General features: G+C 52.9%; 12 protein-coding genes and 1 pseudogene. 9 read left to right on the top strand and 4 right to left on the bottom strand.

Going from position 1 to position 13,794, the window contains the following annotated elements; translation table 11 throughout:
* Window positions 1-390 precede the first annotated feature (390 nt).
* The 5 genes and pseudogenes from NQU17_04275 (at window position 391) to NQU17_04255 (ending at window position 6,534) form a co-directional block, all read left to right on the top strand.
* Window positions 391-1,839 (top strand): annotated as a pseudogene (locus NQU17_04275) (S8 family serine peptidase).
* Window positions 1,840-1,878: 39 nt separating this feature from the next.
* Complete coding sequence (locus NQU17_04270; protein UUM13456.1) at window positions 1,879-4,011, top strand: Fn3-like domain-containing protein; 2,133 nt, start codon at window positions 1,879-1,881, stop codon at window positions 4,009-4,011.
* 428 nt (window positions 4,012-4,439) lie between these two features.
* Window positions 4,440-4,658, top strand: a complete 219-nt coding sequence (locus NQU17_04265) for a hypothetical protein (protein ID UUM12783.1) — start codon at window positions 4,440-4,442, stop codon at window positions 4,656-4,658.
* Window positions 4,659-6,077, top strand: coding sequence for a M48 family metallopeptidase (locus NQU17_04260; GenBank protein ID UUM12782.1), 1,419 nt, complete (start codon window positions 4,659-4,661; stop codon window positions 6,075-6,077). It begins immediately after the preceding gene.
* Entirely contained in the window at window positions 6,016-6,534 is a 519-nt protein-coding gene (locus NQU17_04255) for a zinc-ribbon domain-containing protein (GenBank protein ID UUM13541.1), read from the top strand. Before NQU17_04260 ends, NQU17_04255 begins: the two co-directional genes overlap by 62 nt.
* Before the next feature lie 227 nt (window positions 6,535-6,761).
* On the opposite strand, the gene NQU17_04250 is transcribed toward NQU17_04255, so the two are convergent.
* Both NQU17_04250 and NQU17_04245 read right to left on the bottom strand, forming a co-directional pair.
* Window positions 6,762-8,450, bottom strand: a complete 1,689-nt coding sequence (locus tag NQU17_04250) for a hypothetical protein (GenBank protein UUM12781.1) — start codon at window positions 8,448-8,450, stop codon at window positions 6,762-6,764.
* Window positions 8,451-8,662: 212 nt separating this feature from the next.
* A complete protein-coding gene (locus tag NQU17_04245; GenBank protein UUM12780.1) occupies window positions 8,663-9,898 on the bottom strand; it encodes a serine hydroxymethyltransferase in 1,236 nt (411 codons plus the stop codon).
* A 204-nt stretch (window positions 9,899-10,102) separates the two neighbouring features.
* Between NQU17_04245 and NQU17_04240 the strand changes: the two genes are divergently transcribed.
* The 4 genes from NQU17_04240 to NQU17_04225 all read left to right on the top strand — a co-directional run bounded on the left by NQU17_04240 (window position 10,103) and on the right by NQU17_04225 (window position 11,970).
* On the top strand, window positions 10,103-10,858 hold the full coding sequence (locus NQU17_04240; GenBank protein ID UUM12779.1) for a threonine/serine exporter family protein: 756 nt from the start codon (window positions 10,103-10,105) through the stop codon (window positions 10,856-10,858).
* Complete coding sequence (locus NQU17_04235; GenBank protein UUM12778.1) at window positions 10,859-11,329, top strand: threonine/serine exporter family protein; 471 nt, start codon at window positions 10,859-10,861, stop codon at window positions 11,327-11,329. It abuts the gene before it with no gap.
* Window position 11,330: 1 nt separating this feature from the next.
* The gene (locus tag NQU17_04230) at window positions 11,331-11,513 is read left to right on the top strand and encodes a hypothetical protein (GenBank protein UUM12777.1); all 183 of its coding nucleotides are present in this window, start codon (window positions 11,331-11,333) and stop codon (window positions 11,511-11,513) included.
* Window positions 11,514-11,832: 319 nt separating this feature from the next.
* Entirely contained in the window at window positions 11,833-11,970 is a 138-nt protein-coding gene (locus NQU17_04225; protein ID UUM12776.1) for a hypothetical protein, read from the top strand.
* Here the strand turns inward: NQU17_04225 and NQU17_04220 are convergent.
* Both NQU17_04220 and NQU17_04215 read right to left on the bottom strand, forming a co-directional pair.
* Window positions 11,963-13,273, bottom strand: a complete 1,311-nt coding sequence (locus NQU17_04220) for an IS1634 family transposase (GenBank protein UUM12775.1) — start codon at window positions 13,271-13,273, stop codon at window positions 11,963-11,965. The two genes, NQU17_04225 and NQU17_04220, sit on opposite strands and share 8 nt — an antisense overlap.
* A gap of 34 nt (window positions 13,274-13,307) precedes the next feature.
* Complete coding sequence (locus NQU17_04215; protein UUM12774.1) at window positions 13,308-13,559, bottom strand: hypothetical protein; 252 nt, start codon at window positions 13,557-13,559, stop codon at window positions 13,308-13,310.
* Window positions 13,560-13,794: the final 235 nt, after the last annotated feature.

Raw genomic sequence — 13,794 nt, 5'->3', positions numbered from 1 at the left:
GAGGATCGGACCTCATCCAGGGAATCCATTGAGCGGAATCAGCAGCCCCAGGAGGACCTGGACAAAATGGTCCGCGTCGTGGTTGAGCTGACGGGCGACTCCGTCATCGAAACGGCCACCAAGTCCAACAAAAAGGTCAAGGATCTTGGCGCGGCCAAAGTCAGATCCCTGGAAAAAACCATTAGGGGACAGCAGGCCAACGTGAAAAACCTGCTGAACGCTTCTGTCAAAACAACGGACAAGGTTCCCGGCGAAAAAGCCGCCGGCACCTCCCTGACCATCGCCATGAACGGCTTCTCCACCTACATGCGCCTGGGTGATCTGGAAAAAGCCAGCCAGGTACCCGGTGTCTCCCGCGTTCTTATTGCCAATGAATACGAACGTCCCGACATGGATACGTCCGTCCATCAGATTGCCGCCCCCACCGTCTGGACCGAATATGACCGGCGCGGCGAAGGCACTGTCGTTGCCATCATCGACTCCGGCATCGACCCGTCGCATCAGGACTTTGTGCTGAGCGCTGCCACTGATCCGGCTCTGACCGAATCCCTGGTCAATGCCAAAAGACTCGACGGCCGCTACTACACGGAGAAAGTACCCTATGCCTACAACTACTACGATCTGAATCAGCAGGTCATCGACCGCTCCACCGACGGACAGCACGGCATGCACGTGGCCGGCACGGTGGCGGCCAACGGGCTGATTAAGGGTGTAGCCCCGGAAGCCCAGCTTCTGGGCATGAAAGTCTTCTCCGATGACATCAAGTACGCCACAACCTTCTCCGACATCTACCTGAAGGCGATTGATGACTCCATCGCCCTGGGCGCCGATGCCATCAACATGTCCCTGGGCTCCCCGGCCGGATTCTATGTCTCCGAATCCATGGAAGACATCGCCATCAACCACGCCAGAGACAACGGCGTCACCGTGGCCATCTCCGCCGGCAACGAACGCAACACCATGAACGGTGCGGCCAATTTTGCCGATTACCTGGGCATCGGATATGCCAGAAACCAGGCCAAGAACCCGGATAACGGCGTCGTCGGAAGCCCCTCGGTGAACTCCGGTTCCCTGTCTGTTGCTTCCTTTGAAAACATTGGCTACAAAGCCAACACTATTACCTGGACCATCGACAGCGTGGAAAAGACGGCCGAAATGCTGCCAGCCACTGGTTCTCCCCTGCCCTGGGAAGTTTTCACCAGCCCCGTGGAACTGGTCTATGCCGGTCTCGGCTCTCCGGCAGACTTTGAGGGCAAGGACCTTACCGGCAAGGTGGCTCTAATCATGCGCGGAAACTTGAACTTCAAAGTGAAGCTGGAGAATGCCGTCGCAGCCGGCGCAGCCGGCGTCATCATTTACAACAACGCCGCGGGCGGCGACGCTATGGTCAGCATGGCCGACGGCGATAAAGCCACCGTGCCCTATGTCTTCATCGGTTACACAGCGGGCAACGCCATGGCTTCCGCTCTGCAGGGCGGTCAGACGGTCAGCGTCGTCTTCAACGAGGACGTCAAGTCCTTCGTCAATCCCAGCGGCGGACTCCTGTCCAGCTTCTCCTCCTGGGGCTCCACCCCCAACCTGAAGCTGAAGCCGGAAGTTTCAGCCCCTGGCGGCATGATCTACTCGACTCAGAACAGCAATGGCTACACCTCCATGTCCGGCACCTCCATGGCAGCCCCCCACGTATCAGGCGGAGCCGCTCTGGTTGCCCAGCGCATCGAGGAGGATGCCCTGTTTGACGGCGTGACCTCCCTGAAGGATCAGTCCGCGCTGGCTAAAACGCTGCTCATGAACACAGCGATTCCCCAGAAGGACCGGGCGGGTCTCTACTATGACACCAGACAGCAGGGTGCCGGCATGATGAACCTGGCTAACGCCATGGAAACCACCGTCACGGCAACCAACCGCCTGACCGGTGAGCCCAAAGTCGAACTGGGCGCATTCCGCACCCGTAATTTCAAGGTGGAAGTCACCCTGAGAAACTACAGCGACCAGGCCAAAGTCTTCCAGCCGGAAACCATCCTGCTGACCGACGATTACGGCTCCGACGGTGCAGGTCACTTCCTGTCCATGGAACGGACCCAGAATGTCCCACACAGCGTTTCCTCCCTGGCCCCCGTCACGGTTCCGGCCAACGGCTCCAAAACCGTCAAGCTGACCATCAACTTTGACGAAGGCGTGGGCAAGGATCCCACCAGCACCCTGACCTGGAACCAGTATCTGGGCGGCTATGTTCGCTTTGTATCCCAGGACGGCAAAAACACCGACCTGACGGTTCCGGTGCTCGGCTTCTACGGCGACTGGGAAGAACCCGGCGTCCTGGATGAGTGGGTATGGAACCTGGATGATTCTGATCCGACCAATGATCCTGAGTTCCAGCTGACCTCTCTGGTCAATGCCACTGAGACGGACCTCTACTTCCTCAACCACAACGCGCCGATCTGGATCAATCCGGAAAGCGACTCCCCGTTCCGCGAAGTCTACGGCACCGACACCGTCGGCCTGTTAGGCACGATGCTGCGCAACGCTGAAGAAATCAACTTCCGGGTCACCGACGCCAAGGGCACCCTCCTGCGCAATGTGGGACAGTCCCAGTACCTGCGCAAGATCTACCGGATGTCCCAGGGCGCAGCCCCCTACCGGTACTTCACCGACAGTGAATGGGACGGAACCGTTGCCGGACGTGATTTCAACGAAGGCGAAACCGTCTATTATGAAATCGCCATCCGCCGGACGCTGACCTCCCCCGTTGACCGCTACCGCTTCCCGGTACGGTTCGACAATCTGGGACCCGTCGTCCAGAGCCTGTCCTACGATCCGGTGAACGGAACCATTGAACTGGACGCTGCCGATGCCGGTTCCGGCGTCGCCGGAGTCCTGGTCTACTCCAGCGACTTCTCCCAGTCCCTGGATGTACCCTCCGACGGATCCGGCCACTTCTCCATCGACGTGTCCAGCCTGAAAAAGGAAAACCCATCCATGGTCTATGTCATTCCCTATGACTGGCTGATGAACCTGACCTATACCGGTCTGATGATCGGCGGCAGCGGCATCGCCGACCTGTCCATCGAAGCAGCTCCGGCCAGCCAGACAGTTCTGGAAGGCACAGCCATCGCACCCATCACCGCAAGCTATGAGGAAACGCTGGCAGATCTGACCACCTCGGAACTGCCCCTGGATCTGATCCTCACCGATGCCACCGTCAGCGGCACCATCGCTGATGCTGACTGGGCGGACGGAGTCTACGAAAAGAACCTGACCATCACGTTCACCGCCACCGACAAGCTCGTTCCGGAGAACAAGGTCTCAGCCCAAGCCGCCATCAAAGTCCGACGCGATGATGACAAAAACGGTGTCTGGGATAAACAAGAGCTGCCGGAGCCCCCGGTACGGCCCGATGATGCCTACGGCAAACCCGAGATCGTCCTGGATACCCCGGATCTGCTCATGGTCTATGGCAGTCCCGTTCCCTTCAGCGGCAAAGTTTACGGCTGGGATGACATCACCCGCGTCACCTATACGCTCAATGGCAAGGAATTGGACCTGAACCTCATCAAGCATGAGAAATCCAGCGTACTCCTTGACGGATCCGAAGTCTTCTTCGGAACCTGGTGGGAAATCAGTGATTCGGTTAAACTGACCGATGACTACTACGAGCTGCCCATTACCATGTACAACGAAGCCGGCGAATCCTTCAGCGTCGTACGCCGCTTCTGGGTGGATACCACCGCTCCGGCCATCGAAGTCAGCGCCACGGTCACATCCGCCAACAAAGCTCAGATTACCCTGACCGCCACCGATAACCTGTTCTACCTGGAACTCTATCAGGCAGACTCCCTCCTGGAAAGGAAGACCCTGGAAGATCTGGGCTTCGGTTCCAAGAATGTCACCATTGAGAAGACCCTCCAGGTCAGTCTGAACAAAGGCGAGAATGTCTTCACCTTCATCGCTCTGGATTCAGCCGGCAACCGCACCGTCAAGACGATTACCGTCATCGGCGGCAAGAAGTAATCTACGGTCAGACAACTGCATAAACTGAACCGTCAAAAAGGCTGCCAGTCTCTCCCGGGGCTGGCAGCCTCACTCTGTTCAAAAACACTCTTACATCCCTACTCTTACATCCCTACTCTCACTTCACCACACTCTGCTCCCCTCACTTAAATATAGTTCACTCTTTTATTCCGGCGGATCCACAAGGTCGATATGGTTGACTGACCCCATAACAAGAAATTCAAGTTATTGAACATCAAACCAATGACAATTAAATGATTGATAATCAATGAAATTCAAATTAATACGAACGACAGCATCCAAATGAAATTTAATGGAGGGTGGATACAAATAATATTATATTTTTCGAAACGTGTTCACATAATTTGATATAATAATTATGATCAAGAAAACATGTCATACCAAGAATAAAATTGGGGGATACGGATATGAACTTTTTACGGCAAATTGAAGAAATTGATCAACTGGTAGATGCAAAAAAGGAAGAGGAATACCGAAAAACATTGTTCGATTCTTCAGCCTCAAGTGCCGGTCTGGGATTTGCGGCGTCGTATATGATCAATGGCCAGCCGTTCAGCATCATCGGAAGCGACGGAAATTATCTGGTGAACGGGCAGCCCCTCACCATTACGGGTGGAGTATTGTAAGTGGAAAAATCAAATTCGAATCATTACCCGACGGACGTGGCTGCCTACAGCATCCTGGCTGTGCGCGCTCTGGTCGGAACCGAGGATTTTCTTCAGATTGCCTTTACCGATGATTCTTCAACCCATCCTGTTCCTGATTTCACAGAAGAGTCACTGCAATTACTCCATCAGGGAAAAATACTGTCCGAAAATCAAAGCATCGCTCTGTTTTCCTATCTTTATCTTTACGTCCGCTTAACCGGGAAGGAGCAGTATCAGGCGAATCTGACCAGTTTAAAGCAAACGCTGCATATTTCAGAAGGGGTTGAAAGGAATCTTGAGTTTCTTATCACCGACGAGCGCGTTGAATACATTTTAAACGACTATAAAAAGCGCAGGAAGTCCCTGGCTGAACTGTTTATCTCAACAGAAGACTATATTTCAGACATGATTACAGACGTTGTAACCGCCCCGATTCAACAGGAGAAAAGCATCCTGACCGGTCTGCAATCCAGTGAATATGAGCATCCGACCGATCGAATCGCACTTGAAAAGCTTCGCCTAAACAAGACACTCGAGCTGCTGATCAAGTGGTATTCGGAATACAACATGGAGCGTTTGCTAACCGTTCAGTATACCGGTTCAAATGTTCTGGTAACCGAGAAAAACCTTCCTTACCTCCATGCTGCGCTGACGAAGGTGTGCCAGATCCTCGATGTAGATCCCATCCCGCCGCTGTACTTGGAGCAGGGTTTTATCAGTGCCCAAACCATTGGCTCCAGCCATCCCATCGTATGCATTTCCTCCGCTTGCCTTAGCCTGCTCAGTTATGACGAGCTCCTATTTATCCTCGGCCACGAGGTCGGCCACATCAAAAGCCAGCACGTGCTCTACCACTCGCTGGGAAACCTGATGCCGTATGTCGGCGAGGTCATTGGCTCACTGACCTTCGGAGTCGGAGAGCTTGTATCCAGTGGACTGGTCCTTGCTCTGTACAACTGGTACCGCAAGTCAGAATTCACCGCTGACCGGGCCGGGCTGCTTGCCTGTCAGAACCCCGATGCCGCCATTTCTGTCATGACCAAGTTGGCTGGCTTCCCCCCGAAGTATTACGGAGCGATTAATACGGAAGACTTTCTAAATCAGGCCGTCGATTTTGAGAATCTCGACAACAGTAAATTCAACAAGGTGATGAAAATCTTAAGCGCGATGTATCAGAACCACCCGTGGACGGTCATCCGGGCACAGGAATTGAATCAATGGGTATTACAGGGCAATTATAATAAAACCCTTGCCCGACTGACTGCTCAGCTTATACCGGCTGGAGTTTCCAGCGCGCAAGGCAGCAAAAATACCTGCTATTGCACCCAGTGCGGCAATGAACTGGATCGCGACGCAAAGTTCTGCTCTCATTGCGGATCACCCAATAAAAAACAATGATGAAGGAGTAACTCATATGCCATACTGTACAAACTGCGGGACCTCACTCAACCAGACGGACAAATTCTGCGCTGCCTGCGGATCAGAAAACACCATCAGAATCACTCAATCGGAGGGCTATGCCACCCAAGGGTCAGGTTATGACAAGATTTCGCCCGAGTCCAATTCATTCCAGGCGAATTCATATCAAAGTCCCTTGCCAGCCTATTATATGGAGGAATTTGAAAAAATCCGGCAATCCAGTGAAACCTATAAGGGAAAATTCAACTTCGCCGCTTTTTTATGGGGACCCTTCTGGGCTTTTTACCGGGGCCTTATTCTGCCAGCCATTATTGCCCTTGTCATCAGTTTATTAACCGCCGGATTAGGAGCGGTAGTCTATTGGTTTATCTTCGGGGTGCGCGGGAATTGGATGGTGTATAATTTGCACACTAAGAACAAACAGCTGCCGTTTTAAGTAAATAACGACTGCACAGCTCAGCAATAATAACCGGCACATGTTCGAATTCTGAACGAAACACCCTCCCTGACGCAGCGGCGAAACTGGCGAGTCAGGGAGGGTCAATTTTTGCGCTGTAAATATCATTTTGGATAACTGATTTTTCTATTTTATAAGCAATCCGGTCCGGTGGTGATCCTGGGGCTTCGTCCAGCCCGCCATTCCGGTGAGTCCACTGCTTTGGGCTAGCCCGTCACCTGAGGCTGCGGACATGCGGCGGCTTTGCCCGGATGTGGATCCATCTGATAATCCAGCAGGGTCATTTCCTCCCGAACCATGGCCCGGGCTCCTTCGGTGATCTCCAGGGGATAGCCTAACAGATCCAGGATGCGGATGGCATTGGAGGTGCCGCTGGTGCCGACGCGCAGCTTATGGTCGAAGGTCAGGCCCTGGCTTTCCACGGTCTCGGTGAAGTAGCACTTGCGGAAATTCCCCGTCGCGTAGCGGATAATGTCCCGGTCGTGGGTTGCCAGGATCAGCAGGCAGTTGCGGGCCTGCAGGTAATCGATGATGCGGACGGAAGCACTGATTCGTTCGGTGGGATTGGTTCCCCGGAACATCTCATCGAGGATATACAGGCCGGGGAACTCGCTGTCTGCGGAGCCGATGATCCGAAGTACGGCCTCGGCCTCCGCCATGAAATAGCTTTTCCCGGTGATGACGTCATCGCCCGGATCGATGGAGGACATAATTCGGAACGGACTGGCTTCATAAGATGAAGCCAGCGCCATATGAAGTGTCTGAGCCAGGATGGCATTGAGCCCCAGTACCCGCATAAAGGTCGACTTTCCGCTCATGTTGCTGCCTGTCAGGATCATGCCCTGGCTGGTCAGCTCGATGGAATTGGGCACGCAGTCCTCAACCAGCGGGTGTACGCCGTCCACTAGTTTCAGGCGGGCACTCTGACCGGCCAGGACCGGCCGAGTCCAGCATTCACCATACTGATCCAGGTGATCACGGTAAGCCGCAACGGACACCAGGGCGTCGACATAACCCACCGCCCAGACAAAGCGCCTGAGGCGGTCATTGTCCTGCCTCAGCCGGCTCTGAGTCCGGTAATACAGGACGTGCTTAACCAAAAAGAGCTGAGCGATGTAATCCAGCAGATCCACCCGAGCCAGCCAGGAGAAGATCCGAAAGCTGTCAAAGAGCGGCTTCACCGCCGGCAGATGCTCCCGAATCCCCGGCGACAGTTCGGCCAGCTCCGGTTCCTGAGCCAGCCGCACCCCCGCCCGGAACACGTTCATCAAATTCATCATCGAAGCCATGTGGAAGGCGATGCCGCCCTTGAACTGCAGGCCTTTAATTCGGCGCACCTTGGACTGATCTTCTTTTCGTTCGAACACTCCACCCAGCACCGCGTTGATCATAATCACCGGCAGCACCAGAATCATTGCATTTTCCATGCTCCGAGTGATCAGGCTGAACACGATGGTGCCCAGCAGCAGCAGCCCGCCCGCCGACATCAGCCGAAGCATTCCCGGGGCCACGGAAGTTTCGGTCAGAAGAGGCAGCATGTAATCCGAAGCCACCTCGTAGCCGCAATCCGTGAGGATTCGCTGAGCCTTGCCCAGCAGCCTGTGATCTTGCCTGAGCCGCTCGATGAAAGCATCCCGTCTGGCCAGTTCCAATGGATCGGCCAGCGGATCCGTCATCAGGTTCCACAGCACATTGGCTCCGGGCGAGGTATAGGTCCGATCCACATCGGCATAGACGTCCTCCAGTCCCAGATCCCTCACCGTGATCCCATCCAGGGCCAGCTCGCCCTTCACCCCAAATTCTTCCATAAACAGCTCATTGCGTTCATAGTGCTGAAAATCATGGGGCCTGCCCGGCCATAACGCCTGTGCCCGTTTCAAAAATGTCTGAGTCATGCCACCCTCCGTCGGTTCAATTCTCCACTACCCTATCACGCCCGGATTAACCGGATATGAAAATATAGCCATCAGCGCCCCTGAAAATTTTATGTTCAATTGTCAATCCTGCGTATATCATGCCGTTCCTCGCAGAATGATAAGCTGAGTGAACTATCCCGATAATAAAAGAACAGCCTGCGGCTAAGCAGGCTGTTCGGAGGATTATTGACTTATTTGTACAGGGGGAACCGATCGCACAGTTCAACGACCTGGCGTCTGACATCGGAGAGATCCTCTTCCATATGGGTCAGAACGTAGTCGATGAGTTCAGCGGTCTTCTTGAATTCTTCTTCCTTGAAGCCTCTGGTGGTCATGGCAGCGGTACCGATCCGGACACCGGAGGTGACAAACGGAGACTGAGTTTCCTTTGGCACGGTGTTCTTGTTAACGGTGATGCCGACTTCATCCAGCTTGTTTTCAGCGGCTTTGCCGGTGAGTCCCTTGTTGGTCAGATCCAGCAGGATCAGATGGTTGTCGGTTCCGTCGGATACCAGCTTGTAGCCTCTGGCCATCAGCTCATCGCCCAGAACTTTACAGTTCTTGACAACCTGCTGCATGTAATCCTTGAATTCAGGCTTCATGGCTTCCAGGAAGCAGACTGCCTTGCCGGCGATGACATGTTCCAGCGGACCGCCCTGCATTCCGGGGAATACCGTCTTGTCCAGAGCCTTGGCGAACTGTTCCTTGCACAGAACCGCTCCGCCTCTGGGTCCTCTCAGGGTTTTATGAGTGGTGGTGGAAACGAAGTCCGCATAAGGGATCGGGCTTTCGTGAACTCCGGCTGCGACCAGACCGGCAATGTGGGCCATGTCGACAAACAGGTAAGCTCCGACTTCATCGGCAATTTCACGGAATTTCTTGAAATCAATTTTTCTGGGATAAGCGGAAGCGCCGGCAACGATCATCTTCGGCTTTTCTTTGAGTGCGATTTCGCGAACCTGATCATAGTCGATCATTTCATCCTTCTCAGATACCCCGTAGGAGATGAAGTTATAGAGCTTTCCGGAGAAATTGACCGGTGAACCGTGGGTCAGGTGACCACCGTGGGACAGGTTCATGCCGAGGATCTTGTCACCCGGCTCCAGAACGGACATGTAGACTGCCATATTGGCCTGGGATCCGGAATGAGGCTGAACATTGGCATGCTCCGCTCCAAACAGTTCCTTCATGCGCTCTCTGGCGAGGTCTTCAATCTTGTCTACCACTTCACAGCCGCCGTAATATCTTTTATTGGGATACCCTTCGGCATATTTGTTGGTCAGAGCTGTTCCCACCGCTTCCATCACTGCCCGGGATGTAAAGTTCTCCGAAGCGATGAGTTCGATGTTGTGCTCTTGCCGTCTTTCTTCCTCTTCCACCAGATTAAAAATCTCGGGATCTGAATTTTTCAGGTATTTGCTGTCCATTTCGATCAATTCCTCCTGTGTATTGAGTTCTATAGTGAATGCTAATAGATAATCTAATTATAATACACTTTCACACTGAATGACATAGACAGACTCTTAACAATGAAAATTTCAGGATTCAGAATGGAAAATTCAAAGTTACTCTGGTTTTGACAACGTTCTTCCATGTTATAATTTCTTCAGAAATTAAAGGAAATAAGAATTATGAATAATGAGCAAATTATAGAATACGCCGCCGATGCGGGCCAGATTATTCTGGAAGCCGGCAGTGAGACCTACCGGGTGGAAGACACCATCAATCGAATCCTGACCGCCTTTGGGATCGAACAGCCCCAGAGCTTTGTCACCCCCACAGGCATCGTGATCTCCGGCAAGCGCTCGGATGGTTCCTCCATCAGCGTAGTGCGCCGCATCACCGCCATAAATGTTGATCTGGAGAAAATCTCCATGGTCAATGACCTGTCCCGCCTGATCCAGGAACAGCAGATGACCCCCGCCTCCTTCAAGGACGGTTTGAATGCCATCATGCTGCGTCCCCAGTACCCTCTGTGGCTCACGCTGTTGATGGTAGGATCGGCCACGTTCTCTTTTACCATGATATTCCGCGGTACCGTGCCAGAGGCTGCCTGCGCCTTTGCAGCCGGCATTGTGGTCTTTATCCTGCGCCGGCTGGCCCGGGGCCTGAAACTCAACCCCTTCCTGCAAAACGCCGCCGGCGGTCTCACCGCTGTGCTCTTAGGCAGCCTGTTCGTAGCATTGGGACTGACACAGACTTTGTCTCTGATCGTCATCGGCACCATCATGCTTCTCGTACCCGGCATCACCATTACCAATGCCATTCGTGACACCTTCCAGGGAGATTACCTCTCCGGCGTGACCAGGGCTGTGGAAGCCTTTGTCACCGCCTCCGGCATTGCCTTTGGCACTGCCCTGGGCTTTCTGATCGTGGGGGTGATGTAGATGGCGCCGCGTGCTTTAGTCTCCGTCCTGTTCGCCTTTGGCGCTGCCCTGAGCTTTGCCGTCCTGCTCAACATTGAGCGCAGAAAAGCCCTCTATGCCGCATTGGGAGGTGCCCTTTCCTGGTTTGTCTATGAAGCGGGACTCCACACCCTGGACAATGTGTCCGTTGCTCTGTTCCTCGGCTCTATGGCCATGGGACTGTATTCAGAGATTCTGGCCCGGAAAATGAAAAGCCCGGCTACGATATTCTACATCCCCGGCTTTGTCCCCCTGGTACCCGGTTCCGATGCCTACTATGCGGTTCTGGCCGCCGTTCGCAATGAACTGACCGAGTCCACCACCCAACTGTTCAATACCCTGATTTATTCCGCGGCCATCGCCCTGGGCCTGATCTTTGCCTCTGCCCTGGTCGCCATCTATATCAATGCCCGAAAAATCACCCTGAAAAAACTGTTCAAGGAGATCAAGTAACATGAAACGCACCAAGCTCGTCTCCGTCTCCCGCGGAGAAAAATCCATCCAGGAACGCATCCAGGATGCCCTCAAGCAGTATTCCATCAAAGAAGAAAGCCTCATTGACATCCGCATCAGCGAAGAAGAAGAAGGCCGCACCACCGCCCTGATCATCTACGATCCGGACAAGCGGGCCATCTGACCGACCCGATGATACAGCCCCGGGTCGCTCGCAGTGAGTGACTTCTTCGCTGTGTCCCTCTGAGCGAACGGGATCATTAACTACAGACCCTCCGCCCAGAACAACTTTCAAAGTAAATAATCGCAAAAACCGACCCATGCTTCTCGGATCAGCAGCATGTGTGAACTTCCCATGATTTCTCCTACTCAACACTAATTGATGCCATAATGAACCTATTTAAAGCAACGAATAGAGCCTGTTCCCCGCGTTTTCGGCTACGGAAATGCGGGGTTTTGCTATACTTAATTGAGTAGGATATCATTCTTAAAAAGGAGCAAAAATGTACTACGATTTTCTCGTAAAGATTCCGGAAAATACAGGCAAAATTACGGTTAACCGGCGCGGTGAAACCACTTATTTTGAATACACCTATGCCCGTCATTACAACCTGAAGTCCCGGAAAATTATACCTATGTAGGGCACTCTACCGCCATGGCGACGTAGAGTGCTTTCTGCTTTTCGGTGATCTCTCCTATTTGCGGCTTTCTGGAGGGGTGATAGAAACGCTCAACGACATCCAAATCATCAAGCAGTTCCTGCATCGTCCGATTTTTAAACAGGCCGCCTTGATCCATGGCTCTTTTGATGTAAGACATGAAAATCAGCGCGATGAATTGCACAAAGAGCTTGCCCTCAAGGTTCTCCTCTGATGCCACGGATTCCCGGCGCATGCTGAGGCGTTCTTTCAGATCGCCGAACGCCTTCTCAATGAGGTCCTTGGCTTGATAGACGTGCAACGCCTCCATAGGATCCTTAATGCCATTGCTCATCAATACGAAGCAGCCACAGTCCTTCAGGGCCGCATCGATGGCTTCCTGGTTCGCATCGGTCTTGGTGCCACGCACTGGAGTCGTGACGGTGTGAAAGTAATTGTCATAGAGTTTTTGATGCTCGGGGACCCGCTTGCCTGATGCAAGTTCTTCTTCCAGCTGGTCCAATAACTTGTTCATCCGAATCTTGTCATCCGTGGCGTGCTGGTCATTAAAGTAATAGTGAACGTAGATCCGTCGGATCCCTTTGACCACTTCGCCACTGCGGGGCTTGGTCTCGGAGTAAGCCCAATCCATGGTGAATGACTGCATGTAGAGATTTGATCCGGAATGATAGTTTCCCCGACAGACGAAGCCGTCCCGCACGGTATTGAGTTTATCCTGGATGAATTTCAAGGATGTCTTGCCCGCGATGAGAAATTTATGATGCTGCTGATAGAGCGCATTAATATTTTTCTCGCTGCAAAAACTCCGGTCAAGAACCAGCTTCACCTTATCGATCTGCAGAAAATCCAGTTCATTGAGCAGTTGTCGGATGGTTTTGACATCCGGGATATTGCCGGGGAGCTTGCGATAGTAGACCGGCAGCCCTGAGGTCTCTCCCACCAGCAGGGCCAGATTGATCTGGGGCAGCGGATCATGTTCTTTGTCATTCCCATACTTGGCCTGTTTAATCATTTGGGAATAGGATGAGATCGAGGTGGTGTCATAAGCCAGGTATTCGGTCTCGGATCGACGGTGGGCCTGCTTACTGAAAAAAGCCATTTTGCCGGCCTCGTCAATGGACGCAAACAACTCGCTGATGCGCTGGGAGGGCAGGTCCGCCCCATAGGGGTGCTGATGAGACTTGGCCCAGCGGCTGAACCGATACACCGGGTTATGGCCTTCGAGCACCAGAAAGTAAGCAAGGGAGAGGATTTTCTCGTAGTCATCGGGGAAACAGCTTTTCAAGTCCTCGAAGACTCCGGTTTTCTCAGCGATTTGGTCAAGAAGGTGAGTTGCGCCATAAAACTTGCTTGCAGACTTCGGTGGGGATAGGACCTGGCTTGACCTCAGCCTTGAGCTCATTGAGTTCCTGCTGCAGGAGATATTTTTTATTGGGCACAAATTCACCATCGATTTGTCTGCCGATGTAGACTCGCCTGTGCGAGCTCTGCTTCTTCTTTTTGTCCCAATACGGCTGATCTTCATAGACATATTCGGTGCCATTGATGATTTGAGTACTTATTTTCGCCATGATCGCGCCATCCATAGTTATTTTTTATACCTATTTAAGAGTAATTACAAGCAAAATAAATCCTGAAAGCCGGTATTTTCAATGGTTTCCAAGATTTAAAGGTATTATGCTCCGGGACTTCAGGATATTACGCTGCGTTGAGATTGGTGTTGTATCAAATCCTCTAGACATAATGCACTTCCCAGTACAACCCCCGTCGTACATTCCATAAACATGTGACACTCAAGGCTGCTCA

The sequence above is a fragment of the Clostridiaceae bacterium HFYG-1003 genome (genome assembly GCA_024579835.1).
GTDB lineage: Bacteria > Bacillota > Clostridia > Clostridiales > Clostridiaceae > JG1575.
Note: the sequence above shows the minus strand (reverse complement) of the source record. Positions and strands in the feature narration are given on the sequence as shown.

What these genes read in the sequence shown, in the direction of transcription:
- NQU17_04215 (UUM12774.1), bottom strand. Translation starts at nt 13,559, where the DNA reads ATGGCGAAAATAAGTACTCAAATCATCAATGGCACCGAATATGTCTAT.
- NQU17_04235 (UUM12778.1), top strand. Translation starts at nt 10,859, where the DNA reads ATGGCGCCGCGTGCTTTAGTCTCCGTCCTGTTCGCCTTTGGCGCTGCC.
- NQU17_04240 (UUM12779.1), top strand. Translation starts at nt 10,103, where the DNA reads ATGAATAATGAGCAAATTATAGAATACGCCGCCGATGCGGGCCAGATT.
- NQU17_04245 (UUM12780.1), bottom strand. Translation starts at nt 9,898, where the DNA reads ATGGACAGCAAATACCTGAAAAATTCAGATCCCGAGATTTTTAATCTG.
- NQU17_04265 (UUM12783.1), top strand. Translation starts at nt 4,440, where the DNA reads ATGAACTTTTTACGGCAAATTGAAGAAATTGATCAACTGGTAGATGCA.
- NQU17_04270 (UUM13456.1), top strand. Translation starts at nt 1,879, where the DNA reads ATGGAAACCACCGTCACGGCAACCAACCGCCTGACCGGTGAGCCCAAA.
- NQU17_04225 (UUM12776.1), top strand. Translation starts at nt 11,833, where the DNA reads ATGTACTACGATTTTCTCGTAAAGATTCCGGAAAATACAGGCAAAATT.
- NQU17_04250 (UUM12781.1), bottom strand. Translation starts at nt 8,450, where the DNA reads ATGACTCAGACATTTTTGAAACGGGCACAGGCGTTATGGCCGGGCAGG.
- NQU17_04255 (UUM13541.1), top strand. Translation starts at nt 6,016, where the DNA reads ATGAACTGGATCGCGACGCAAAGTTCTGCTCTCATTGCGGATCACCCA.
- NQU17_04230 (UUM12777.1), top strand. Translation starts at nt 11,331, where the DNA reads ATGAAACGCACCAAGCTCGTCTCCGTCTCCCGCGGAGAAAAATCCATC.